Genomic DNA, 22701 nt, shown 5'->3' on the forward strand with positions numbered 1-22701 from the left:
CGTCTACATCCTGAAAAGCCCGAATCGCGGGCGTTCGGGGATGGGCGCATTGAGGGTGATCTGAAACGCAAGGCCTAGAATGTCGCGGGTTTGCGCGGGATCGATGATGCCGTCATCCCACAATCTGGCGGTGGCGTAATAGGGATTGCCCTCGGTTTCGTAGCGCTCGCGGATGGGGGTCTTGAAGGCTTCCTCGTCTTCGGCGGACCAATTTTCTCCTTTTGATTCAAGACCATCGCGCTTGACGGTGGCCAGTACCGATGCGGCCTGTTCGCCGCCCATGACCGAAATGCGGGCGTTGGGCCAGGAAAAGAGGAAACGCGGGGAATAGGCCCGGCCGGCCATGCCGTAGTTTCCAGCGCCGAAACTGCCGCCGATGATGACGGTGATTTTCGGGACCGTGGCGGTGGCGACGGCGGTGACGAGCTTGGCGCCATCCTTGGCGATTCCGCCCGCTTCATATTTTCCGCCGACCATGAATCCGGAAATATTTTGCAAGAAAAGCAATGGGATATGGCGCTGGCAGCACAGTTCAATGAAGTGTGCGCCCTTCAACGCGCTTTCGGAGAACAGGACGCCGTTGTTGGCGATGATGCCGATTTTGGTGCCCCAGAGGTCGGCAAATCCGGTGACCAGTGTGGTGCCGTAATTGGCCTTGAACTCGAAAAATCGTGCGCCATCGACGAGCCGGGCGATGATTTCGCGAACGTCATACGGGGCACGGACGTCCGTGGGGATCACACCGTAAAGCTCCGCACAACCCTGCACATATGGTTCGAGATCGGCGATTGTGCGCGTGATCGACGGCGCTGTTCTGGAGTTGGAAACAAGGATGTCGCGAACGATGGTCAGGGCGTGCTCATCGCTCTCGGCGATGTGGTCGACGACGCCCGATTTTTTGCCGTGCGTGTCGGCGCCACCCAATTCTTCCGCCGAAATGATCTCGCCCGTAGCGGCTTTGACCAATGGGGGGCCGGCGAGGAAAATCGTGCCCTGATTGCGCACGATGACCGACTCGTCGCTCATGGCCGGGACGTACGCCCCGCCGGCGGTGCAAGAGCCCATGACGCAGGCGATCTGGGGGATCGATTGGGCCGACATTTGCGCCTGATTGAAGAAGATGCGCCCGAAATGGTCGCGGTCAGGGAAGACTTCGGCCTGATAGGGCAGATTGGCGCCACCGGAATCGACGAGATAGATGCAGGGTAGCCGGTTTTCGAGGGCTATTTCCTGGGCGCGGAGGTGCTTTTTGACCGTCATGGGGAAATAGGCGCCGCCTTTGACCGTGGGGTCGTTGGCGACGATCATGGCGAATTGGCCCGAGACCAAGCCGATGCCGCAGATGAGGCCCGCGCCGGGGGCTTCGCCATTGTAGAGGTCGTGGGCGGCGAGTTGGCCGATTTCGATGAAAGGGGAGCCGGGATCGAGCAGGCGCATGACGCGGTCGCGCGGGAGAAGCTTGCCGCGAGCGACGTGGCGCTGGCGAGCAGATTCTGGGCCACCGAGGGCGGTTTTGACGACGGTATCGCGCAGGGTCGCGGCCAGCGCGCGGTTGTTGGCGGCGTTGGCGCGGAATGTGTCAGAGGCGGGGTTTATGGCGGATTGGAGGGTGGGGTAGATCATGGGCGGCCCACTTTTCCAGACCGCAACGACTGGCGCGAGGTGAGACTCAGTGCCCCCCTCATCCGACCCTTCGGGGCACCTTCTTCGGCTCCAATCGCTCCCCCGGAGCGATTGGTGGCTGCGCCACCGCCTCGAAGTCCCTCAAGGGGAGAAGGGACGCACTGGGTTGGCGCTTGTGCTTCATTCACGGGCCTGGCGTTAGGTGCCCATTCCCCCCTGCTGTGAGAGAGGAATTTGTCGCGGTTTCTCGGCAAGGGACGGAGGGTTTTCGTCATATCCCGATCACCTCGCGGCCGATCAAAAACCGGCGGATTTCGTTGGTGCCGGCGCCGATGTCGTAGAGTTTGGCGTCCCGGACGAAGCGTTCGACGGGCCATTCTTTTGTGTAGCCGGCGCCGCCGAGGGCCTGGACGGCCTCCAAGGAGACTTTGACGGCGTTTTCGCTCGCAAGAAGGATCGCGCCGGCAGCGTCGAAACGGGTTGTGTGGCCGGCGTCGCAGGCTTTGGCGACGGCATAGACATAGGCGCGGGACGAATTGAGCGCGACATACATATCGGCGATCTTGGCCTGCATGAGCTGGAACGAACCGATGGGCTGGCCGAACTGTTTTCGCTCGCGGATGTAGGGGAGGACGGTGTCGAGGCAGGACTGCATGATGCCGAGCGGGCCGGCGGCGAGGACGACGCGTTCGTAATCGAGTCCCGACATCAGGATCTTGACCCCATGCCCTTCGGTCCCCAGGACGTTTTCGGCCGGCACTTCGCAATCGGCAAAGACCAGTTCGGCGGTGTCCGAACCTCGCATGCCCATCTTGTCGAGCTTGGGCGAGACGGAAAAGCCCTCCATGCCCTTTTCGATGATGAAGGCGGTGATGCCCTTGGGGCCGGCTCCGGGGTCGGTCTTGGCATAGACGATCAGGATATCGGCTTTTGGCGCGTTGGTGATCCAGAATTTGGTGCCGTTGAGGACGTAGCGGTCGCCCTTTTTTTCGGCGCGGAGCGACATGGAGACGACGTCGGATCCCGAGCCCGCTTCGGACATGGCGAGGGCGCCGAGGTGTTCGCCGGAAATGAGTTTGGGCAGATATTTGCGCTTTTGCGCGTCATTGCCCCAGCGGCGGGTCTGGTTCACGGCGAGGTTCGAGTGGGCGGCGTATGAGAGGCCAACCGAAGCCGAGGCGCGGGAGACCTCTTCGACGGCGACGCAGTGTTCGAGATAGCCCAGGCCCAGGCCGCCGAACTCCTCCTCGACGGTGATGCCGTGGAGGCCGAGTTCACCCATCTGCGGCCAGAGGTCGATGGGGAAGGTATTCGTCTCATCGATCTCGGCGGCGCGCGGGGCGATCTTGTCGGTGGCGAACCGGTGAGTGGTTTCGCGGATGGTGTCGGCCATATCGCCGAGGGCGAAATCGAAATGGGTCATGTCAGGCGTTCTCCGCGAAAATCTGGAATGGCTGGTTTGTCGGAAGGCCCCCTCACCCGGCTGGCGGTGCCAGCCGACCTCTCCCCCGAGGGAGAGGTAGAGCGCTGCGGATGCTTGCGCGTGCTCATGACCAGCTCCGTTTTTCCATGAAGATCAGGGCCGGGTTTTCGAGGAGGCGTTTGAGGCGTTGGATGAATTTGGCGGCGTCGTAGCCGTCGACGATGCGGTGATCGAAGCTCGAGGAGAGGTTCATCATGGTGCGGATGGTCAACTGTGTGCCGATGGCGACCGGGCGGGCGATGAGCTTGTTGGGGCCGATGATCGCCACTTCGGGGTGGTTGATGATCGGGGTGGCGGCGACGCCGCCCAAGGCGCCGAGGCTCGTGAGCGTGATGGTGGAGCCCGAGAGTTCGTCGCGGGACGCACGGCCCTCTCGCGCGGCGTTGGTGACGCGGCTCATTTCGCGGGCGCAATCCCAAATGTCGAGGGCTTCGACGTGGCGGACGACGGGGACCATGAGGCCGTCGGCGGTCTGGGTGGCGATGCCGATGTGGATCGGCTCGAACTGGCGCAGGACGCCGCCCTCAGAATCGTAATGGGCGTTGATGTGGGGGAATTCGGGGAGCAATTGCGCGAGGGCGCGCATGAAGAACGGTAGGAGCGTCAGCTTGGGCTGGGCGCCCTGGCGCGCGGCGTTGATCTCGCGGCGCAGGGTTTCGAGCGCCGTCATGTCGCAATCTTCCACGTAGGAGAAATGCGGGATGGTGCGGGCGGCGAGTTCCATGCGCTCGGCAATTTTTCGGCGCAGGCCGATGAGCTTTTTGTCGTGGACGGCGTGGCGCTCGCGGGGGGCCGATGCGGGGGCGCGGGATTTGAGGACCGCGTGGAGATCGGCGTCGGTGATGCGGCCTTCCGGGCCGGTGCCGGTGATCTGCGTGAGGTCGATCGACAAATCCTCGGCACGGCGGCGGGTGGCGGGGGACGCGAGGATTTGGTGGGTTGGGATCGAGTCGCCAGCAGTGTGGGAAGGGAGAGGCTGACTGGGTCCTCGGGTCGAGCCCGAGGATGACGGCGGTGGGGTGCTGGAGGCTCGGGGTTCATCGGACTCAGCGGGGTCCCTCAACCCAATCCTTTCCGAAGGGAGAGCGGGATGGGCGGTGGATGGGGTGGGCGCAGAAGGTGAACCAGAGGCGCGGAGGGTACTGGGTCCCGGGTCTTCGCCCGGGATGACGGGGGTGGGGGTGGTGGAGGCTGGGGGGCCATCCGACTCAGCAGGCCCCCTCACCCCATCCCTCTCCCCAGTGGGGAGAGGGGGCTGGGCCGGGGATGGAGATGGCGTGGTCGGTGAACCAGGGGCACGGAGGGTACTGGGTCCCGGGTCTTCGCCCGGGATGACGGGGTTGGGTTTTTGGGGGGCTGCGGATGGGGAAGCGGAGGTCGCTGCGGCCTCGCCCTCCACGGCGATTTCCACGAGGATTGAGCCGACGGGGGCTTTGTCGCCTTCGGTGCCATGGCGTTTGAGGATGGTGCCGGTGACGGGGGACGTCATGTCGATGGTGGCTTTGTCGGTCATGACGTCGACGAGGGTCTGGTCCTCGGTGATGTGGTCGCCCTCCTTGACGTACCAGGCGGTGATTTCGGCCTCGGCGACGCCTTCGCCGATATCGGGGAGGCGGAAGAGATAGGTTTTCATGCCACCGCCTCCACGCAGCGCTTCAAGGCTTTGGTGACGCGGGCCGGGCCGGGGAAATAATCCCATTCGAAGGCGTGAGGGTAAGGCGTGTCCCAGCCGGCCACACGCTCGATGGGGGCGCGGAGGTGATAGAAGCACCGCTCCTGGATCAGAGCGGACAGCTCGCCGCCGAAGCCGCCGAAGCGCGAGGCCTCGTGGACGATTATGCAGCGACCGGTTTTGGTGACGGATTTGACGATGGTGTCGATATCGAGCGGCACGATGGAACGCAGGTCGATGAGTTCGGCGTCGATGCCGGATTCGGCGATGGCGGCATTGGCGACGTGGACCATGGTGCCATAGGCGAGGACGGTGACCTCCCTGCCCTCGCGGACGATCGATGCAGAGCCGAGGGGGACCGTGTAGTGGCCGGCGGGGACCTCGCCCATTGGGTGTTCGGCCCAGGTGGTGAGCGGTTTGTCGTGATGGCCGTCGAAGGGGCCATTATAGAGGCGCTTGGGCTCGAGGAAGATGACCGGGTCGTCCTCTTCGATCGATGCGAGCAGCAGGCCCTTGGCGTCGTAGGGGTTTGACGGAATGACCGTCTTGAGGCCGGTGACGTGGGCGAAAATCGCTTCGGGGCTTTGCGAATGGGTCTGGCCGCCGAAGATGCCGCCGCCATAGGGAGAGCGCACGGTGATGGGGCACCAGAACTCGCCGTTGGAGCGATAGCGCAGGCGGGCGGCTTCGGAGACGAGCTGGTCGTAGGCGGGCAGGATGTAGTCGGCGAACTGGATTTCGACGATGGGGCGCAGGCCGTAAGCGCCCATGCCGATGGCCGTGGCGACGATGCCGCCTTCGGAAATGGGAGAGTCGAAACAGCGGGTTAGCCCGTGTTTTTTCTGCAGACCTTCAGTGACGCGGAAGACGCCGCCGAAATAGCCCACGTCCTCGCCGAAGACGAGCGTGTCCGGGTCGGTGGCGAGCTTGATGTCGAGGGCGGAGTTGAGCGCCTGGATCATGGTCATGGCCGGCATGGGCGGAGCTCCCGGAGGGGCGCGGATGCGCGGCGGGGGTGGACGGGCTGGCTGGGTCCTCGGGTCAAGCCCGAGGATGACGGTTGGGGGTGGGGCGACGCGGGAGACAAGGCGGTATCTCGGAGGATACCGGGTCCTGGGTCTTCGCCGGGGATGACCGGGATTGGTTTGGAGGCGGTGGAGTGAATTACCATCATACCCCCGCCTCCCGGCGTTGTTCGATTATGCGCCAGTCGGGTTCGGCGAACACGTCTTCGAACATTTCGCGGACATTGGGTTTGGAGGTGCCCAGAGTGCCGATGGATTCGGCTTGTTTGACGGCGGATTTGATGTCGGCGGTGATCTGGGCAGAGAGGGCGTCGTGTTGGTCTTCGGACCACTCGCCCAAGGCGATCAAATGGGTCTTGAGGCGGTCGAGGGGGTCGCCGAGTGGCCAGTGGGCGGCTTCGTCTGCCGGGCGGTAGCGGGTCGGATCATCGGACGTGGAGTGGCCGGCGGCGCGGTAAGTGAAGAACTCGATGAGCGTCGGGCCGTGATTGGCGCGGGCGCGGTCGGCCGCCCAGAGGGTGGCGGCGTAAACGGCGAGGAAGTCGTTGCCGTCGACGCGCAGGCCCGGGATGCCGTAGGCAATGGCCTTGGCGGCAAAAGTGGTTTCCCCTGCCCCGGCGATGCCGGAAAAGGACGAGATGGCCCATTGGTTGTTCTCGACGCAGAGAATAACCGGCGCCTTATAGACGGCAGCGAAGGTCAGCGCTTCGTGGAAATCGCCCTCAGCGGTGGTGCCGTCGCCCACATGGCCGATGGCGATCCGGTCGTCGCCGGAATAGGCAGAGGCCATGGCCCAGCCGACAGCGTGGCCGAAGCGCGAGCCGAGATTGCCCGAGAGGGAGTAAAAGCCATAGTCGCGGGCGGAATAGAGGATGGGGAGCTGGCGGCCGCGCAAGGGGTCGCGCTCGTTGGAATAGATCTGGTTGCAGAGATCGATCAAGGGATAGTCGCGGGCCATGAGCCAGGCGAGCATGCGGTAGGTGGGGAAATTCATGTCGCCATTGTCGAGCGCGATGGCCTGGGCGGCGCCGATCGCCTCTTCGCCCAGTGACTTCATGTAGAAGCTGGTCTTGCCCTGGCGGTGGGCGCGGAACATGCGGTCGTCGAACAGCCGGGTCTTGAGCATGGCCCTAAGGCCAGCGCGCAGAGTGTCGGGATCGAGGCGCGGATCCCAAGGGCCAACCGCCCTGCCCTCATCGTCGAGCACGCGGATCAGGCCATAGGGCAGATCGCGCATCCCGGGTTCGGGTTCGGCAATGTCAGGGCAGCGCATGGCGCCGGCTTCGGGGATGGCGATGTGGGAAAAATCGACCGGGTCGCCCGGGCGTGCGGGCGGTTCGGGCACGTGCAGCGCCAGGGGTTCGCGATTGGTTTTATGGCGTCGTGCAGAAACGTCCATGCTGCTCTCCTCCCCGATTGCAACATCTGACTGTTCCTCATGATAGCGCGGATCGAGGGGGAGAACTTGACTTCATTGTCCGCCCATTGCGTAATGGCTTGGATATTTCATCCTATGATCTAGCGCATGTTGAGGACGGGTTGCATGGACGAGATGGATCGCAAAATTCTGGCCGTGGTCCAGGACGACTCGTCGATGTCGGTCGCGGAGATGGCCGAAAAGGTCGGGCTTTCGCATACGCCCTTCTGGCGGCGACTGAAGCGGCTGGAAAAGGACGGGGTGATCAAGGAGCGGGTGTCGATCCTCGACCAACGCAAGCTGGGGCTCGACATCACGGTCTTTGCCAATATCAAGCTCAAGCAGCATGACGAGGAGACGCTCGAGGCGTTCGAGCGTGAGGTGGCGGCGTATCCCGAAGTCGTGGAATGTTATTCCATGAGCGGGGAGACCGACTATGTGGTGCGTGCGCTGGTGGCTTCGATAGAGGAATATGAGCGGCTTTTGAAACGCAAGCTGTTGCATTTGCCCGGCGTTGTGGCCATCAACTCGCACTTCGCGCTCAAGTGCATAAAGCTCACAACGAAGCTGCCGCTGTAAGCACTTCGGAAGCTGAGGAGAGACAATTGAAAATACTTGTCCCGGTCAAACGGGTGCTCGATGCCAATATCGCCGTGCGGGTGAAATCGGACGGCACGGGCGTCGATCTTGCCAACCAGAAGATGAGCATGAACCCCTTTGACGAGATTGCCGTCGAAGAGGCGATCAAGCTCAAGGAAGCCGGGATCGCCAGCGAGATCGTCGCGGTATCGATCGGGCCTGCACAGGCGCAGGATACGCTGCGCTCGGCCCTGGCCATGGGTGCGGACAGCGCGGTGCTGGTCAAGACCGACGCCGTGGTTGAGCCGCTGGCGGTGGCCAAGATCCTGAAGGCTGTCGTCGCGCAGCAGAGCCCTGACCTTGTGATCATGGGCAAGCAGGCGATCGACGATGATTCCAACCAGACGGCGCAGATGCTGTCGGCGCTGCTGGGATGGCCGCAGGCGACGTTTGCGTCGAAAGTCGTGATTGCCGATGGCAAGGCGACAGTAACGCGCGAAGTCGATGGCGGGCTGGAGACGCTGGAGCTTGATCTGCCGGCGGTGGTTTCGACCGATCTGCGGCTCAATACGCCGCGCTATGCGTCGCTGCCCAATGTGATGAAGGCCAAGAAAAAGCCGCTCGAAGAGATCGACGCGGCGAGCCTCGGGGTGTCGCTCGACGCGACGCTCAAGGTGGTTTCGACGGTGAAGCCGGCCGACCGCAAGCCGGGATCAATGGTCGGGTCGGTGGCCGAGCTTGTCGAAAAGCTCAAGACGGAGGCGCGGGTGATATGACGATCCTGGTTCTTGCGGAACACGATAATGCAACGCTTGCCGTAGCGACGGCCAAGGCGGTCGCGGCGGCCAGGGCGATGGGTGGCGACATTCATGTGCTGGTGGCGGGCGCCGGCTGTGGCGCGGTGGGCGAAGCTGCGGCGAAGCTCGATGGCGTCGGCAAGGTGCTGGTGGCGGACAATGATGCCTATGAGCATCACCTGGCCGAGACGGTGTCGGAGCTGATCGTTCACCTCGCAGGAGGATACAGCCACATCGTTGCGGCGGCGACGACGACGGGGAAGAACACAATGCCCCGCGTGGCGGCACTGCTCGATGTGATGCAGGTGAGCGATATCACGGCGGTGGTGGGGCCGAAGACGTTCGAGCGGCCGGTTTATGCCGGGGCGGCGATCCAGACTGTTGAGGCGAGCGCGGAGACGGTGGTCGTGACCGTGCGTGCTTCGGCGTTCGATGCTGTGGGCGATGGCGGTTCGGCGCCTGTCGAGGCGGTGGATTTCGTGGCGGGGGCGCCCAAGGTGCGGTTCGTATCGAGGGATGCGGCGGTGAGTGCGGGACCGGAACTGGCCAATGCGCGGATCGTCGTGTCGGGCGGCCGGGCGCTGGGCTCGGAAGACAAGTTCAACGAAATGATCAAGCCTTTGGCCGAAAAGCTCGGGGCGGCGATCGGGGCGTCTCGCGCGGCGGTGGATGCGGGCTATGCGCCCAATGACTGGCAGGTGGGGCAGACCGGAAAGGTCGTGGCGCCCGACCTCTACATCGCCGTGGGGATATCCGGGGCGATCCAGCATCTGGCGGGCATGAAAAACTCCAAGGTGATCGTTGCGATCGACAAGGACCCCGATGCGCCGATTTTCGCCGTGGCCGATTATGGGCTGGTGGGGGATTTGTTCGCGCTGGTGCCGGAGTTGACGGAGGCGCTTTAGGGAGCGAGTTCCGTGCAGTCATCCCGGGCGGAGACCCGGGAGCCAGTATGCTCGGAGGGGCGGGTTCCGCTGGGATTGATTGCGCTCGGAGGATACTGGGTCCCGGCGCAAGGCCGGGATGACAGGTGGGGGTGGACCCGCTCCGGGGGATTTGATTGAGGTCAGACGAGATGGCTGGCGCCTATGGCGCTGCGCGTCGGGTGCCCTGCCCTAGCGCGGTTGGGCGCCGAGTTTGGTGACGGCGCGGGCGCCGGTGGCGATGGCGGTGGCGAGGCAGGTGGCGGGGGTGTCGCCGCGCAGCTCGGCGGCGAGGAAGCCGGCGAGAAAGGCGTCCCCGGCTCCGGTGGTGTCCACGAGATCGACGGTCTCGGCGGGGAGTGAGATGGGGGCGATGTCGCGAGCGGCGTAGATAGCGCCGTCGCGGCCGCGTTTGAGGACCACGCGGGGGAACCGCTCCAGAAGCGCGGCGACCTGGTGGGCTGGGTCGGTCTGGCCGGTGAGCAGCGCGGCTTCATCGGCGTTGGGGACGATCAGATCGGCACCGGCGATCCAGTCGAGAAAATTGTGCGGGCCGACGGTTTCGAGAAAGCCGGTGGAGGATGGGTCGACGCTGAACGGGATGTCGCGTGCCGCGGCGCGGGTGGCGAAATCGAGGATGGCTTCGCGGGGGCCGGGCTCAAACAGGGCGTAACCGGAGATGTGCAGGCGCTCGGTGCCGATCAGCAGATCGGCGTGCAGATCTTCGGCGCAGAGGCGCGCATTGGCGCCGCGATCGGTCATGAAGCTGCGTTCGCCATCGATATCGACGAGGCAGATCAGCGTGCCGGTGGGACAGACCTCATCGGCGGCGAGATGGGCGGCGACCCCCTGCCCTTCGAAATGGCGCGTAAGGCGCGGGACATCGGCGGCGGCGACGCGGCCCACGAAATGGGCCTCGACGCCCATGGCCGCGAGCCAGACGGCCTGATTGGCGCCCGAGCCGCCCGGCATGGGCTGGATGGTGGCCGGCGTATCGGTGCCGCGCGCGATGGGGCCTTGGGGCACCACCAGGATATCGGTGATGACATCGCCGATGACGAGCACGCGAGCGGCCATCTCGATCAGCCCTGACGGGCCAGCGCAGCCGCGATTTTGGCGGCGACGGCGGCGTTGTTTTTCACAAGCGCGATATTGGCGACGAGGGATTTGCCGTCGGTCAATTCGAAGATGCGGTTGAGAAGATAGGGGGTCAAATCCTTGCGGGTGACGCCCTGCTTTTCCGCATCGGAGATGGCGGCGGCGATGCGGCCATCGATCTCTTCGGCGTCGAGTGCATCAGCCTCAGGGATCGGGTTGGCAACGAGGACGCCGCCTTTCATGTCGAGCTTCGCCTGAGCGGCGATGAGGGCGGCGACCTCGTCGGCGGTGTCGAGGCGGTAATCGACGCCAAAGCCGGACTCGCGGGCGAAAAAGGCGGGGAACGCGTCAGTGCCGTAGCCAACGACGGGAACGCCATTGGTTTCAAGCACTTCGAGCGTTTTGCCGATATCGAGAATCGACTTCGCGCCGGCGCAAACGACGGCGACGGGTGTCTGGGAGAGTTCGGTGAGGTCGGCAGAGATGTCGAAAGTCTGTTCCGCGCCGCGATGGACGCCGCCGATGCCGCCGGTGGCGAAAATCTTGATGCCGGCCATATGAGCGATCTGCATGGTCGTGGCGACAGTGGTGCCGGCGGTGAGGCCCTTGACGAGGATGGCGGCAAGGTCGCGGCGCGACGCTTTTGCAGCGTTAAGGCCTGTCTGGGCGAGGTGTTCGAGCGTTTCGCCGGCGACCCCGACATGGCATTTGCCGCCGATCACCGCGATGGTCGCGGGTATGGCGCCATTGTCGCGCACCACCTGTTCGACCGCGAGGGCGGTTTCGAGGTTTTGCGGATAGGGCATGCCGTGGGTGATGATGGTGGATTCGAGCGCGACGACGGGCTGGCGGTCGGCGAGCGCGTATTTGATCTCGGGGGCGATTTCGAGGAAGTCGGAGGACATGGCGAGGGGCCTTTGTAGGTTTGGCGGGATGCAAACCACAGGGCGGCGCGGGGTGCAAGAGGGGCGGCGTTTTGGAGCAGTATGGATGACGGGGGTGGAATCAGACGATGGCGCCGCGGATAGAGAGCGCGCCGCCGGTGAAATCGGCATCGATGCGATAAACGCTGGCCAGGCGCTCGGGGGTGAGGACTTCGGCGAGGGTGCCGGAGGCGGCGAGCCTGCCGTGGTCGAGGAGGAAGGCGTGGTCGCAAAAGCGGGTGGCAAGGGTGAGATCGTGGAAAGAGGCGAGCACTGTCTTGCCGCGGCGGCGGACGATGTCGAGCAGAACGTATTGGTAGTGGAGGTCGAGATGGTTGTGCGGCTCGTCGAGGATGTAGATGTCCGGGTCGAGCGCGAGCAATTGAGCAAAGAACAGGCGCTGCTGTTCGCCGCCCGAGAGGTGGGTTGCGTCTTCGGTCGCGCGGTTGGCGAGGCCGACGAGGCCAAGGGCTTCGGCGCAGCGGGCCTGGGCCTCGTCGCGTGACAGGGCCAGGGGCAGAAGGCCGAGGATGACGACTTCGGCAAGGGTGAGGCCCGAGAGCGAGACCGATTCCTGGACAAGTGCGCCGACTTTGGCGGCGTAGGCTTTGCGGTGCCAGTCCTTTATCGGTTTACCTTCGAGGCTGACGGTGCCGGTGGCGTCGGTTTCTGCGCGATAGAGGACGCGCATGAGGCTCGATTTGCCCGCGCCATTGGGGCCGAGCAGCGCGTGGAATTTTCCGCGCTGGAGGGCGAAGGAGACGCCGTCGAGCAGGACGGCTTGGCCCTTGGTGAGGGAAAGGGTGTCGAGCGTCAGAATATCAGAAGCCATTTCGGACCCTCCGGAGGATGTAAACGAAGGGCGGGGCGGCAAAGAGCGCAAGAAGTACGCTGAGCGGCAGTTCTTCGGGGGCCAGCAGCGTGCGGCAGAGAAGATCGACGACGACAAGGACGATCATGCCCAGGACGACCGCGACGGGGATCAGGCGCTTGTGGGGGGCGCCGACCAGCAGGCGGGCCATATGGGGGACGATGAGGCCGACAAAGCCGACGATGCCGGCGCCGGCGACCGAGAGGCCAGTAAGCAGCGCGGCGAGGCTGAGCAGCGCGAGGCGCAGCACGGGGAGCGGCACGCCGAGGGCGGTGGCGCGTTCATCGCCCAACAGCACGGCGTCAAGCATCGTGGCGCAGAACCAGGTGGCGATGAACCCAAAAGGCAGTGCGAGGGCCAGCGGCGACATGTCGGCCCAGCGGGCGCCGGCGGCGGAGCCCATTAGGAAGCTCAGCGCATTGCGGGTGACGTGAGGGTCGGCGATGTGGATGAAGAAGGCCGAGACCGACGAAAAAAACAGCGATATGGCGACGCCGGCCAATATCAGCACGAGCTTATCCATGCCCCTGCCCGGCTGAAACGCGAGGCCGAGGGTGAGGACGAAAGCCAGCATGGCGCCGAGGAAGGCGAGGAGTTCGAGGCCGAAACTGGCGACGAAGGCGGCGGGCATCCAGACAATGGCGGCGGTGGCAGCGGCGGACGCGCCAGAGGAGAGACCGAGGAGATACGGGTCGGCGAGCGGATTGCGCAGGAGGGCCTGCATGATGACGCCAGAGAGGGCGAGCGCGCCGCCGACGAGCGCCACCATGATGACGCGCGGCAGGCGCCATTCCCAGATGATGAGTTCGAGATTGGGCTGGGCGTGGGGCAAGCGCAAAAGGGCGGCGATGCGATCGTCCCACGGCAGATCGGCCGTACCCCAGAAGGCGCCGGCCAGCATGGCGAGGACGAGGGCTATGAGGCCGAGGGCGAGCGTCGTGCCGTAGGGGGCGCGGGTCATGGGGTGGTCCGGGCGATTGGGAGCGTGCGGGGAGACTGCGGGCGCTGCGGCCCCTCACCTCTGAGGGGAGCGGGAGTGGCGCTGTGTTCGGAAGTCAGCATGGGGGCACGATGTCGGTTTGGGCGTGAGGTGGCGAGATGGGTCCTCGGGTCGAGCCCGAGGATGACGGGGGGTGGGGTGGATACGGGGGCAAGCCCCACCGCTTGGAGTGGACGGAGGCGCGGACGTGGCTTGGATCGGCAGCCCAACATTCCGTGTGTCACCTTGGGCGAAGACCCTTGGGCCAGTATGCTTAAGGGCGGTGGGCAAATCTCGGGCGCGGAGCATACTGGGTCCCGGCTCAAGGCCGGGATGACCGGGGTGGGTGGGGCGATGGGTGTAGAGCCACACCTATGCTTTGGACGGACAATGCCAACAAACCCGACCGTCACCCCGGGCGTCAGTATGCTCGGGCGCAGTGGGTAAATGGCGGGCGCGGAGGATACTGGGTCCCGGCTCAAGGCCGGGATGACAGGGGTGGGTGGGGTGACCTGAGTAGCTATAACGGCGAACTTAAGCGGGATGACCGCGGAGGGTGGGGTTTGTGATGAGCGCAGAGCTCCCCTCATCCAATTTTTCGCTTTCGCGAAAGCACACCTTCTTCGGCTCCAATCGCTCCAACGGAGCGATCGGTGGCTGAGCCACCGCCTCGAAGTCCCACCAAGGAAGGAGGAAAGCGAGTGCGGTGTGGAGGCGGCGCTTGGTGAAAGCCGTTGGGCGCTGGTCACAGGGGGAGTGCCTCAAGGCCGGTGGCGAGGCGTTCGATGCCGTCGATGAAGCGGACGCCGAGGAGGGTTTCGGAGAAGGGGATGATGACGTAGCGCTGCTCCTGGACGGCGCGAAGCTGGGAGAGGACGGGATCGGCTTCCATGTAGGCGATCTTTTCGTCGGCGGTGGACCAGCCGGCGTCGTTTATGACGATGACGTCGGGATCGGCGGTGACGACGGCCTCCCATGCCAGATTGGCCCAGCGGCCCTCGACGTCTTCGGCGATGTTGGTGAGGCCGACGCTTTGCATCAGCAGCGCAGGGGAACCGCAGCAGCCGGCGGAGTATGGGCTGTCGGTGCCGGAATCATAGAGGAAGGCGGTAAGGCCCTCGCCCGGTGAGGATTCGAGCGCGGCATCCAGGCGGGTGCGGAGTTCGGAGGATAGTTCGGCGGCGCGATCCTCGACGCCGAACAGAGCGCCGATGCGTTCGATATCGACGAAGATGGTCTCGACCGGGATCGGGGTGTCGCCGGGGTATTTGATGCGGCATTCGGAGTCGACGAGATAGGTGCCGACGCCAATGGCGTGCCACTCGGTTTCCGCGCCGAGATTTGTGTCGCGATAAGCCGAGTCAAAGCCGGAAATCAGGAAATCGGGGTTTTGCGCGAGGACCACTTCGCGGGCGGGGAGTTCGTCGTAGTGCTGGTCGATGGCGTCGTACTGGGCGCGCCATTGCTGGGGGATTTCGTCTTCGAGGAAGGCCGTGGCGATGAGGCGATCTTCGAGGCCCAGCGCCAGCATGATCTCGGTGGCTTGCTGGTAGAGCGAAATGGCGCGCGTGGGGGGTGCGTCGTATTCGAAGGTGGTCGCACAGCTTTCGATGGATTGGGCGAAGGCGGGCGCGGCGAAAAGCGTTACGGCGAGCGCCAGGGGCAAGCGAAGGGATGTCATTGCGATACCTCATGGATCACGCATTCGGGGAGCGGTTCGCCGGCTTTTAGGACGGTCGAAACGAAGCGGGAGACCTCGGCTGGATTTGCGAGGCGATACCAACGGCCAGCGGGATAATGGGCCACGACAGGGCCGTTGTTGCAGGGGAACAGGCAGCCAGTGGTGGCGACAAGACAGTCGCGGGCCATGCCCTGACGGGCCAGTTCCTCTGCAAGAACGGTCCTGAGCGGGCCGGCCTCGCGGAAATTGCAGCGCGGGCCGTTGCAGGCCAGAAGGTGGTGCTTGAAACTGGGGACTTCGTCCCAGCCGGCGCCATCGATCGACCCTTGGGTGGGATCGATGGGCGTGGCGGAATCGGCGTTGGCTAGGCTCGAAGTGGCCAGGGCGGTGAGGACGGCGGTGTCCTCGATCTGGTCGCGGGCGAGTGTGAGGTGGACGTCGGCGCGGCCGCGCTCCCGCTGCCAGTGGGACAGCGCGCCGGGAAGCCAGGCGAAGAGGCTGTCGGAGAACGGAATGCCCACGGGCTGGACGAGGATCGACCGCGCGCCCTCCCCGACCAGCGCATCGAGCGCGGTCATGGGACCGGCGTTTTTGCCCTCCATGCGGACGACGGCACAGGCGATCGGGCAGGCGCGCGTGAGGCCCGATTGCAGTGCCTTGAGGCGCCGACCGCTGAGATAGGGTTGCGATACGAGAAATAAGATTGCGTCAGGCGTCATCACCGGGCCTTCTCTTGCGAGAAGGCGGGTGGGATCGCTTCAGCACATGTGCAGCGTCAAAATCCATCCATGCCCCCTGCCGGCACACCTCGTCCGGCTTGTAGCTTTGTTGCAGGCGGCAGGTCTCCTGACTCGCGGCGTTTCGATCGGATGAGGATCGAGCACCGCAACACCCCTTCCCGACTTAAAGTCAGTGGCTTGGCATTGCGATTCGCCGCTTACAGTTGCGAGGGCAGCTCCGGAATTGGCCCCTTATGGGTAATCCGCACCGGTATTCCCTTTTCATCCGCGCTCTACTTGGCGGAACCGTCAGCGGGGAGAGTCATAGCGGGTGTTGGGGGGTGGGGCAAGGTGGGATGCATTGGCCGCCATATCCACTTTTGTCGGTTCGGGCGGAGACCGGGGATCCAGTATGCTCGAAGAGGGGCATTGGGCGGGGCGGTTCCCACTGGAGGCGGAGGATACTGGGTCCCGGCGCAAGGCCGGGATGACAGGTGGGGAGAGCGTGGGGGGAATTCTCGTACGCGTGTGGGCCGTCGTTATCGTGTGCGCCTAGGAGGCTCAGCGCACCCTTGCGATGAGGCTGCAACCATGTTCGCCGCTAGCGGCGCGGGAGGTCGGCGACGAAGTCGGCGTAGGGGCCGGTGCGGAGTTTTTCGAGGAGGGTGGAGAGGTCGTCGAGGGGGATGAGGGAGAAGTCGATGCGGGCGTCGATCAGGGGATAGGGCTGGTCGGTCACGATTTTGATGGCAGCGGATTGGATGCCGCGGGCGTCGCCGCCGGCGATGTCGGCTGCCGTGAGGGCGGCGAGCAGGCGGAGCTCGAGGGAGCCGGTGGCGCGGGCGAAGGCTTCTGCCATGGCGGGGACGACGCTTTCGTCAGCAAGGAGATTGCCGGCGATGGCGAGGTCGGGTTCGAGGTGAAGGCCGACGGCGCCGGTGAGTTCGGGGCCACTCCAGCCGGCGGTCTGGCCGGTGCGATCCATGACGATGAGCTGGCGCTTGTTACGGCCGGGATCGGCGGTGGTGAGGGCGTAAACCACGGCCTCGGCCCCCTGCCCGGCTTCGAGCGCGGCGAGGCCGTCATGGGCGTAGAGCGGGTTTGTGAACCCTTGGGTGGCTATGGCGCCGAGGCGTGCGCGGGCATGGGGCACGAGCGAACCCACGGCCGGGCCGCCGGTTGCTGTAGCAACGCCGAAAGCGCCGGTGGTGCGGTCGAGGGCGAGGATCGAGAAGGTCATCGGCGGGGCACTCCTCGCGCTGGGATAGGCTATCGCGGGCGCCTGGGTGGACCGCAACAGTGCCCGGCTCGCGGGGAGACGCTGTTGCTGGATCCCGGGAATAAATCCCGGGATGACGGTGGAAAGGGTTTGCGGTTGTGCGCAAATACCATTTCCAGCGCCAGTAATTTATAGCGATAAATGTATTGCCATGTCCATTTATGCTGATAAATTAATTATGAGACCAGCGCCTCCAAGGCAAGCTCTGGGGGCCAAAGTCTGGGCAGCAATGACTGTCTGAACTCGCGTTCGATTGAGCGCCAATGACTAGATTCGCGTTCCCGAAGCGAAAAAGTGGGAGCCACTTTTTCTGGGAACGCTCCAAAGGAGAGGTTGTCATGAAGAAGCTTTTAGCCGGGGCCGCTATCGCCGTGCTGATGGCCGCATCGCCGGTTGTCGCGCAGACCCCACCCAATGTTCTGGTCATCGGCCAGATTGCCGAGCCGCAGACGCTCGATCCGCAGGTTTCGACTGCAGCAAACGATTTCCGCATTCTGACCAATGTGTTCGAGGGCCTCGTGCGCTTTGCCGAGGGCACGTTGGAAGTCGAGCCGGCGCTGGCGACGGAGTGGACCATTTCCGATGACGGGCTGGTTTATACCTTCACCCTGCGCGAAGGCGTGACGTTCCATGACGGGACGCCGTTCAACGCGGAGGCCGTGAAGTTCACCTTCGACCGTATGCTGGATGAGAGCCACCCGTTCTACGAGACCGGGCCGTTCCCGCTGTCGTTCAATTTTGCCGATGTGACTGAAACGACCGTGGTCGATGAGTACACTGTCGAATTTACTCTGGGCACGCCGTTTGCGCCGTTCCTGACCAACCTTGCGACCAATACGGGCGTGATCGTATCGCCGTCGGCTGTCGAAGAGTTCGGGGACGAATTCGGGCGCAATCCGGTTGGGACCGGGCCGTTCCGGTTCGAGGAATGGGCATCGAACACCCGCGTCGTGGTTTCGCGCAACAATGAGTATTGGGGCGATCCGGCCGGGGTGGAAACTGTTGTGTTCCGGCCCATCACCGACGCCAATACGCGCGTTGCGGAAATGCTTTCGGGCGGCATCGATATCATGGTGGAGGTTCCGCCCGACAACGTCGCGATGTTTGCAGATGATCCTACCTTCACCGTCTATGACGCCGTGGGTCCGCATGTCTGGTACGTGATGCTCAACGCCAAGGAAGGCCCGTTTGCCGATCCGCTGGTGCGGCAGGCGGCGAACTATGCCGTCAACAAGGAAACGCTGGTCAACGACGTATTGCAGGGGACTGCGGACGTTTCGGCCGGTCCGATCCCGCCGGCGTTTGCCTGGGCGTATAATGATGCGGTTGAGCCCTATCCATATGATCCAGAGATGGCGCAGCAGCTGCTTGAAGAGTCCGGTGTCGAGGACCTTGCGGTGACATTTTATGTGACCGAGGGCGGTTCGGGCATGCTCGATCCGATCCCGATGGGAACGGCAATTCAGGCCGATCTCGAGGCTGTCGGGTTCGATGTGACCATTGAGACCTATGAGTGGAACACCTTCCTTGCGGAAGTGAACCCGGGGCTGGAAGGCAAGGCGGACATGGCCGAAATGGCGTGGATGACCACCGATCCCGATACCCTGCCCTTCCTGACGCTGCGTACCGCCGCATGGCCGGAAGAAGGCGGGTTCAATTCGAGCTATTATTCCAACGTCGATGTCGATGAAATGCTCGATCAGGCGCGGATGGAAACCGACCCAGAGGTGCGTGCAGCGCTTTATCGCGATGTGCAGCAGGTGGTGCATGACGACGCGCCGTGGATCTTTGTGGCCAACTGGAAGCAGAACGCGATTTCGACGGCCAATGTCGAAGGGTTCGAGCTGCAGCCGGACTTCAATCTGACGCTGCGGAATGTGACCAAGCAGTGAGTGTGCGGGGGCGGTTGAGGCCGCCCCTTTTCGCTTTGCCTGTCGCCGGGGCTGCGCTGGATCGCGGGAATAAATCCCGGGATGACGGTTGGGGTTGAGGCCGCGATAAGGAGAGGCCCGATGGGTGGATATATTCTCAAGCGATTGGCTTATGCGGTGCCGGTTATTATCGGGCTGAGCATTATCGTTTTTGGGATCATGGCGGCGATCCCCGGATCGACGGCGCTGGCGATCCTCGGGTCGTTTGCGACGCCGGAGAATGTTGAGCGCGTCAATCGGGAGCTGGGGTTGGATCTGCCGATCTGGCAGCAATATTTCGTCTGGGTGGGCAATATCCTGCAGGGCGATTTCGGGCATTCCTACATATTGCGCCGGCCGGTGCTCGATGAAATTCTCGAGCGGTTCAGCGCGACGCTGATCCTCGCTGGGGCGTCGTTGATCCTCTGTTCGATCTTCGGGATCTTGGCGGGCGTCGTTTCGGCTGTTCGTCAGTTTGGGTGGACGGACCGGATCGTCACCTTTTTCGTTTTGATCGGGATTTCGACTCCAGCGTTCTGGCTGGGACTATTGTTTATCCTGATTTTTGCTGTGCAGCTTCGAGTGCTTCCCGCCTCAGGAATGTATGCGGTTTATGGCGGGGGCGACCTGCCGGACCTGCTGCGGCATCTGATCCTGCCGGCGGTGACGCTGGCGATCGTCGCGACGGGGGTGATCGCGCGGCTGACGCGGGCTGCGATGCTCGAAGTGCTACGGCAGGATTATGTGCGGACGGCACGAGCCAAGGGGCTGGACGAGCGCAAAGTGATCTACCGCCACGCCTTCAAGGCGGCGCTGGTGTCGATCATTCCGGTGATCGGCATTCAGGCCGGGTTCGTGATGGGCGGGGCTGTCTATATCGAGACGGTTTTCCAGTGGCCGGGGATCGGGGCGATGCTGGTCAACGCGATTTCGACGCGCGACATCATTTTGGTGCAGGGCGGCGTGCTGCTGGTGGCGACGACCTATGTGCTGATCAATCTTTTGACCGACGTGGCCCAGGCGCTGCTCGACCCGAGGCTAAAGACATGACGCAGGCGCTGGCGACGACATCCACCTCCGTATCCACGGCGCGGCTTTCGAGCTGGAGCCTGTTGCTCAACAACAGGCTGGCAACGGCGGGGCTGATTATTCTGACGGTAATCGGGGCGATTGCGCTTCTGGCGCCGTGGCTGCCGATCCCCAACCCCAACACGACTCTGCCGGCCAACCGGTTGCAGCCGATCCTGTCGGACGGTCATCTTCTGGGCACCGATCATCTGGGGCGCGATATCCTGTCCCGGCTGATCTGGGGATCGCGAGTGTCGATTGCCGTGGGGGTGTCGGCGACGCTGATTGCGGCGTTGGTGGGGTCGCTGATCGGGCTGGTTTCGGGTTACGCACGCGGGACGACGGACAACGTCTTGATGCGCGGGATCGATATGATCATGGCGTTTCCCTATATCCTTCTGGCGCTGGCCATCGTTGCCGTGCTGGGGCCGGGCTTGCTCAATGCGCTTTACGCGATCGCCATCGTCAACATCCCGTTTTTTGCGCGGAATGTGCGCGGCATCACCGTGGGTCTGGCGAGCCGGGAGTTCGTCGATGCGGCGCGGCTGTCGGGGAAGACGCACGCGGCGATTCTTTTTACCGAGGTTTTGCCCAATGTTCTGCCGGTGATCGTCATCACCATGTCGACGACGGTTGGGTGGATGATCCTCGAGACAGCGGGACTATCGTTCCTCGGGCTTGGTGCGCAGCCACCGCAGGCCGATCTTGGCTCGATGCTGGGCGAAGGGCGCAGGCTGTTGTTTACGGCGCCGCATGTATCGATCATTCCAGGGCTGATGATCTTTGCGCTGGTGATGAGCATCAATCTGCTCGGCGATGGTGTGCGGGACGTGCTCGATCCGCGCTTGCGGGCCGGTGATCTGACGCGCCCATTGTCGGTGACGCGGGTGAAGCGGAAGACGGCCCCTGCCCCGGTAGAAGCGTCCGATGCCATTCTGGACGTGCGCGGGCTGGAAACGAGCTTTCAGCGTGGGCGGGCGACGGTGCCGGCGGTCAAGGGCGTGTCGTTTGCGCTGCGCAAGGGCGAGTGCATGGGGCTGATCGGGGAATCCGGATCGGGCAAATCGGTGACAGCGCTGTCGTTGCTCGGGCTGGTGGCTTCACCGCCGGGGGTGATCACCGACGGGACGGTGGCGATCGAGGGCGAAGATGTGTTCTCGCGCTCCGAAACAGGCATTCGGGCATTGCGCGGCGCCAAGGTGGCTTATGTGTTTCAGGACCCGCTGACGACACTGCATCCGCTGTATCGGGTGGGCGAGCAGATCGCCGAGGCGATTACGGCGCATCAGCGGATCGGCAAGGGCGAGGCACGGGCGCGGGCGATTGCGCTGATGGAACAGGTGGGCATTCGGGACGCCAAGGACCGCGTGGACGCCTATCCGCACGAAATGAGCGGCGGGCAGCGGCAGCGGATCGGGATTGCCATGGCGCTGGCCAATGATCCCGACATCATAATCGCCGACGAGCCGACGACGGCGCTGGACGTTACAGTGCAGGCGAAGATTCTCGATCTGCTGCAAAATCTGCGCAAGGAGCGCGGGATGGCGCTTTTGCTGATCACCCATGATTTCGGCGTTGTGGCCCAGGTGTGCGACCGGGTTGCCGTGATGAAGGATGGGGAGATCGTTGAGGCTGGTGAGACGGCCGAACTGCTGCGCGCACCGCAGCATCCCTACACGCAAAAGCTGATCGCCTGCGTGCCGGAACTGGGCCAGGGCAAGGCGTTTCTCGAAACCGTGCGCCCCCTGTTTGCGGAGGGCAAGCCATGAGCAATGCGATCGTGGTCAAAGATTTGGTCAAGACGTTTGGCGGCAAGCGGTCGCTGTTCGGCGGCACGGGACATGCTGTGCATGCGGTGAAGGGTGTGTCGTTCGAATTGAAGCAGAACGAGACGCTGGCCATCGTGGGTGAGAGCGGATCGGGCAAATCGACAATCGCGCGCATGCTGGTGGGGCTGGAGACGCCGACATCGGGGACCATCGCAATCGGCGGGCAGGACTATGCTGAATTGCACGCCAAGGGGTCGCGCGAATTCGGGCAGATGATCCAGTATGTGTTTCAGGACCCCGTGGCTTCTTTGAATCCGCGCAAGACGATAGACACGATTCTGGATGTGCCACTTAAGCTTTTGCGCGGCTATGACAGCGAGAAGCGCAAGGCACGCAAGCGGGAATTGCTGGACGCGGTGCAGATGCCGTCCGACACGCTGGAGCGGTATCCGCACGAGTTTTCCGGTGGGCAGGCTCAGCGGATCGCCATTGCGCGGGCGCTGGCGGCGGAAGCGAAAATCATGGTGCTGGACGAACCGGTGTCGGCGCTCGACGTGAGCGTACAGGCGCAGGTGTTGCTGCTGCTCGATGACCTTAAGCGCGAGTTCGATCTTTCGTATCTGTTCATCAGCCATGATCTGGCGGTAGTGGAGTCGGTATCCGATCGCGTTGCGGTGATGTATCTGGGCGAGATGGTGGAGCTCGATACGGCCGAAAAGCTGTTCGCAGCGCCGGGGCATGAATATACGCGGGAGCTGATTGCGAGCGCGCCGCGTTTGGAGCGGGAACGACAGTCGCGGCCAGAAACAGACCGGCGCGGGACTACTGAGCTATCGTCCCGGGCTTGACCCGGGATCCAGCATGCTTGAGGGCAGCGGTCTGGCA

19 protein-coding genes and 1 riboswitch are annotated in these 22701 nt (G+C 63.8%); of the genes, 7 read left to right on the forward strand and 12 right to left on the reverse strand.

Annotation, left to right across the window (positions count from 1 at the left end):
• Positions 1 to 3: 3 nt before the first annotated feature.
• From BLR31_RS12035 to BLR31_RS12055, 5 genes are all read right to left on the reverse strand, one after another.
• Entirely contained in the window at positions 4 to 1623 is a 1620-nt protein-coding gene (locus tag BLR31_RS12035) for a carboxyl transferase domain-containing protein (protein ID WP_090596652.1), read from the reverse strand.
• A 271-nt stretch (positions 1624 to 1894) separates the two neighbouring features.
• Positions 1895 to 3046 carry an isovaleryl-CoA dehydrogenase gene (locus BLR31_RS12040; RefSeq protein ID WP_090596655.1) on the reverse strand — a complete coding sequence of 384 codons (1152 nt, stop codon included), beginning with the start codon at positions 3044 to 3046 and terminating at the stop codon, positions 1895 to 1897.
• A gap of 124 nt (positions 3047 to 3170) precedes the next feature.
• A complete protein-coding gene (locus tag BLR31_RS12045; protein ID WP_090596658.1) occupies positions 3171 to 4739 on the reverse strand; it encodes a dihydrolipoamide acetyltransferase family protein in 1569 nt (522 codons plus the stop codon).
• A complete protein-coding gene (locus BLR31_RS12050) occupies positions 4736 to 5755 on the reverse strand; it encodes an alpha-ketoacid dehydrogenase subunit beta (protein ID WP_090596661.1) in 1020 nt (339 codons plus the stop codon). The genes BLR31_RS12045 and BLR31_RS12050 overlap by 4 nt, the downstream gene beginning before the upstream one ends.
• 193 nt (positions 5756 to 5948) lie before the next feature.
• Positions 5949 to 7202 carry a 3-methyl-2-oxobutanoate dehydrogenase (2-methylpropanoyl-transferring) subunit alpha gene (locus BLR31_RS12055; RefSeq protein WP_090596664.1) on the reverse strand — a complete coding sequence of 418 codons (1254 nt, stop codon included), beginning with the start codon at positions 7200 to 7202 and terminating at the stop codon, positions 5949 to 5951.
• A 144-nt stretch (positions 7203 to 7346) separates the two neighbouring features.
• Here BLR31_RS12055 and BLR31_RS12060 point away from each other — a divergent pair, with 144 nt between their 5' ends.
• From BLR31_RS12060 to BLR31_RS12070, 3 genes are read left to right on the forward strand one after another with little or no spacing between them, the layout of a single operon-like run.
• Complete coding sequence (locus tag BLR31_RS12060; protein WP_176762638.1) at positions 7347 to 7799, forward strand: Lrp/AsnC family transcriptional regulator; 453 nt, start codon at positions 7347 to 7349, stop codon at positions 7797 to 7799.
• Positions 7800 to 7825: 26 nt separating this feature from the next.
• Positions 7826 to 8575: an electron transfer flavoprotein subunit beta/FixA family protein gene (locus BLR31_RS12065; protein WP_090596669.1), complete on the forward strand. Its 750-nt coding sequence runs from the start codon at positions 7826 to 7828 to the stop codon at positions 8573 to 8575.
• Positions 8572 to 9501, forward strand: coding sequence for an electron transfer flavoprotein subunit alpha/FixB family protein (locus BLR31_RS12070; RefSeq protein WP_090596672.1), 930 nt, complete (start codon positions 8572 to 8574; stop codon positions 9499 to 9501). Before BLR31_RS12065 ends, BLR31_RS12070 begins: the two co-directional genes overlap by 4 nt.
• 210 nt (positions 9502 to 9711) lie before the next feature.
• Here the strand turns inward: BLR31_RS12070 and BLR31_RS12075 are convergent, their stop codons facing one another.
• From BLR31_RS12075 to BLR31_RS12105, 7 genes are all read right to left on the reverse strand, one after another.
• A complete protein-coding gene (locus BLR31_RS12075) occupies positions 9712 to 10596 on the reverse strand; it encodes a carbohydrate kinase family protein (RefSeq protein WP_090596674.1) in 885 nt (294 codons plus the stop codon).
• Positions 10597 to 10601: 5 nt separating this feature from the next.
• On the reverse strand, positions 10602 to 11522 hold the full coding sequence (locus BLR31_RS12080; RefSeq protein ID WP_090596677.1) for a pseudouridine-5'-phosphate glycosidase: 921 nt from the start codon (positions 11520 to 11522) through the stop codon (positions 10602 to 10604).
• 100 nt (positions 11523 to 11622) lie between these two features.
• On the reverse strand, positions 11623 to 12372 hold the full coding sequence (locus tag BLR31_RS12085; protein ID WP_090596680.1) for an ABC transporter ATP-binding protein: 750 nt from the start codon (positions 12370 to 12372) through the stop codon (positions 11623 to 11625).
• Positions 12362 to 13372 carry a FecCD family ABC transporter permease gene (locus tag BLR31_RS12090; RefSeq protein ID WP_090596682.1) on the reverse strand — a complete coding sequence of 337 codons (1011 nt, stop codon included), beginning with the start codon at positions 13370 to 13372 and terminating at the stop codon, positions 12362 to 12364. The genes BLR31_RS12085 and BLR31_RS12090 overlap by 11 nt, the downstream gene beginning before the upstream one ends.
• A 763-nt stretch (positions 13373 to 14135) precedes the next feature.
• Positions 14136 to 15071 carry an ABC transporter substrate-binding protein gene (locus BLR31_RS12095; protein WP_090596685.1) on the reverse strand — a complete coding sequence of 312 codons (936 nt, stop codon included), beginning with the start codon at positions 15069 to 15071 and terminating at the stop codon, positions 14136 to 14138.
• Complete coding sequence (locus BLR31_RS12100) at positions 15068 to 15790, reverse strand: (2Fe-2S) ferredoxin domain-containing protein (protein WP_090596688.1); 723 nt, start codon at positions 15788 to 15790, stop codon at positions 15068 to 15070. The genes BLR31_RS12095 and BLR31_RS12100 overlap by 4 nt, the downstream gene beginning before the upstream one ends.
• Before the next feature lie 100 nt (positions 15791 to 15890).
• Positions 15891 to 16116, reverse strand: a riboswitch (cobalamin riboswitch).
• A 275-nt stretch (positions 16117 to 16391) separates the two neighbouring features.
• Positions 16392 to 17030 (reverse strand): DUF1028 domain-containing protein, encoded by a 639-nt coding sequence (locus tag BLR31_RS12105; protein ID WP_090596691.1) that lies wholly within the window; start codon positions 17028 to 17030, stop codon positions 16392 to 16394.
• Positions 17031 to 17407: 377 nt separating this feature from the next.
• On the opposite strand from BLR31_RS12105, the gene BLR31_RS12110 reads away from it, so the two are divergent.
• The 4 genes from BLR31_RS12110 to BLR31_RS12125 all read left to right on the forward strand — a co-directional run bounded on the left by BLR31_RS12110 (position 17408) and on the right by BLR31_RS12125 (position 22664).
• The gene (locus tag BLR31_RS12110) at positions 17408 to 18961 is read left to right on the forward strand and encodes an ABC transporter substrate-binding protein (protein ID WP_090596694.1); all 1554 of its coding nucleotides are present in this window, start codon (positions 17408 to 17410) and stop codon (positions 18959 to 18961) included.
• Between the two features lie 120 nt (positions 18962 to 19081).
• Complete coding sequence (locus BLR31_RS12115; protein ID WP_090596696.1) at positions 19082 to 20029, forward strand: ABC transporter permease; 948 nt, start codon at positions 19082 to 19084, stop codon at positions 20027 to 20029.
• A complete protein-coding gene (locus BLR31_RS12120) occupies positions 20026 to 21816 on the forward strand; it encodes a dipeptide/oligopeptide/nickel ABC transporter permease/ATP-binding protein (RefSeq protein ID WP_090596699.1) in 1791 nt (596 codons plus the stop codon). Before BLR31_RS12115 ends, BLR31_RS12120 begins: the two co-directional genes overlap by 4 nt.
• Positions 21813 to 22664, forward strand: a complete 852-nt coding sequence (locus tag BLR31_RS12125; protein ID WP_090596704.1) for an ATP-binding cassette domain-containing protein — start codon at positions 21813 to 21815, stop codon at positions 22662 to 22664. The genes BLR31_RS12120 and BLR31_RS12125 overlap by 4 nt, the downstream gene beginning before the upstream one ends.
• Positions 22665 to 22701 lie beyond the last annotated feature (37 nt).

Origin of the sequence: Pelagibacterium luteolum, from assembly GCF_900100665.1 — a bacterium.
GTDB lineage: Bacteria > Pseudomonadota > Alphaproteobacteria > Rhizobiales > Devosiaceae > Pelagibacterium > Pelagibacterium luteolum.

Excerpts from the sequence above, each read along its gene's own strand:
- BLR31_RS12035 (WP_090596652.1), bottom strand. The coding sequence starts at position 1,623 with ATGATCTACCCCACCCTCCAATCCGCCATAAACCCCGCCTCTGACACA.
- BLR31_RS12040 (WP_090596655.1), bottom strand. The coding sequence starts at position 3,046 with ATGACCCATTTCGATTTCGCCCTCGGCGATATGGCCGACACCATCCGC.
- BLR31_RS12045 (WP_090596658.1), bottom strand. The coding sequence starts at position 4,739 with ATGAAAACCTATCTCTTCCGCCTCCCCGATATCGGCGAAGGCGTCGCC.
- BLR31_RS12050 (WP_090596661.1), bottom strand. The coding sequence starts at position 5,755 with ATGCCGGCCATGACCATGATCCAGGCGCTCAACTCCGCCCTCGACATC.
- BLR31_RS12055 (WP_090596664.1), bottom strand. The coding sequence starts at position 7,202 with ATGGACGTTTCTGCACGACGCCATAAAACCAATCGCGAACCCCTGGCG.
- BLR31_RS12060 (WP_176762638.1), top strand. The coding sequence starts at position 7,347 with ATGGACGAGATGGATCGCAAAATTCTGGCCGTGGTCCAGGACGACTCG.
- BLR31_RS12070 (WP_090596672.1), top strand. The coding sequence starts at position 8,572 with ATGACGATCCTGGTTCTTGCGGAACACGATAATGCAACGCTTGCCGTA.
- BLR31_RS12075 (WP_090596674.1), bottom strand. The coding sequence starts at position 10,596 with ATGGCCGCTCGCGTGCTCGTCATCGGCGATGTCATCACCGATATCCTG.
- BLR31_RS12080 (WP_090596677.1), bottom strand. The coding sequence starts at position 11,522 with ATGTCCTCCGACTTCCTCGAAATCGCCCCCGAGATCAAATACGCGCTC.
- BLR31_RS12085 (WP_090596680.1), bottom strand. The coding sequence starts at position 12,372 with ATGGCTTCTGATATTCTGACGCTCGACACCCTTTCCCTCACCAAGGGC.
- BLR31_RS12090 (WP_090596682.1), bottom strand. The coding sequence starts at position 13,372 with ATGACCCGCGCCCCCTACGGCACGACGCTCGCCCTCGGCCTCATAGCC.
- BLR31_RS12095 (WP_090596685.1), bottom strand. The coding sequence starts at position 15,071 with ATGACATCCCTTCGCTTGCCCCTGGCGCTCGCCGTAACGCTTTTCGCC.
- BLR31_RS12100 (WP_090596688.1), bottom strand. The coding sequence starts at position 15,790 with ATGACGCCTGACGCAATCTTATTTCTCGTATCGCAACCCTATCTCAGC.
- BLR31_RS12105 (WP_090596691.1), bottom strand. The coding sequence starts at position 17,030 with ATGACCTTCTCGATCCTCGCCCTCGACCGCACCACCGGCGCTTTCGGC.
- BLR31_RS12110 (WP_090596694.1), top strand. The coding sequence starts at position 17,408 with ATGAAGAAGCTTTTAGCCGGGGCCGCTATCGCCGTGCTGATGGCCGCA.
- BLR31_RS12115 (WP_090596696.1), top strand. The coding sequence starts at position 19,082 with ATGGGTGGATATATTCTCAAGCGATTGGCTTATGCGGTGCCGGTTATT.
- BLR31_RS12120 (WP_090596699.1), top strand. The coding sequence starts at position 20,026 with ATGACGCAGGCGCTGGCGACGACATCCACCTCCGTATCCACGGCGCGG.
- BLR31_RS12125 (WP_090596704.1), top strand. The coding sequence starts at position 21,813 with ATGAGCAATGCGATCGTGGTCAAAGATTTGGTCAAGACGTTTGGCGGC.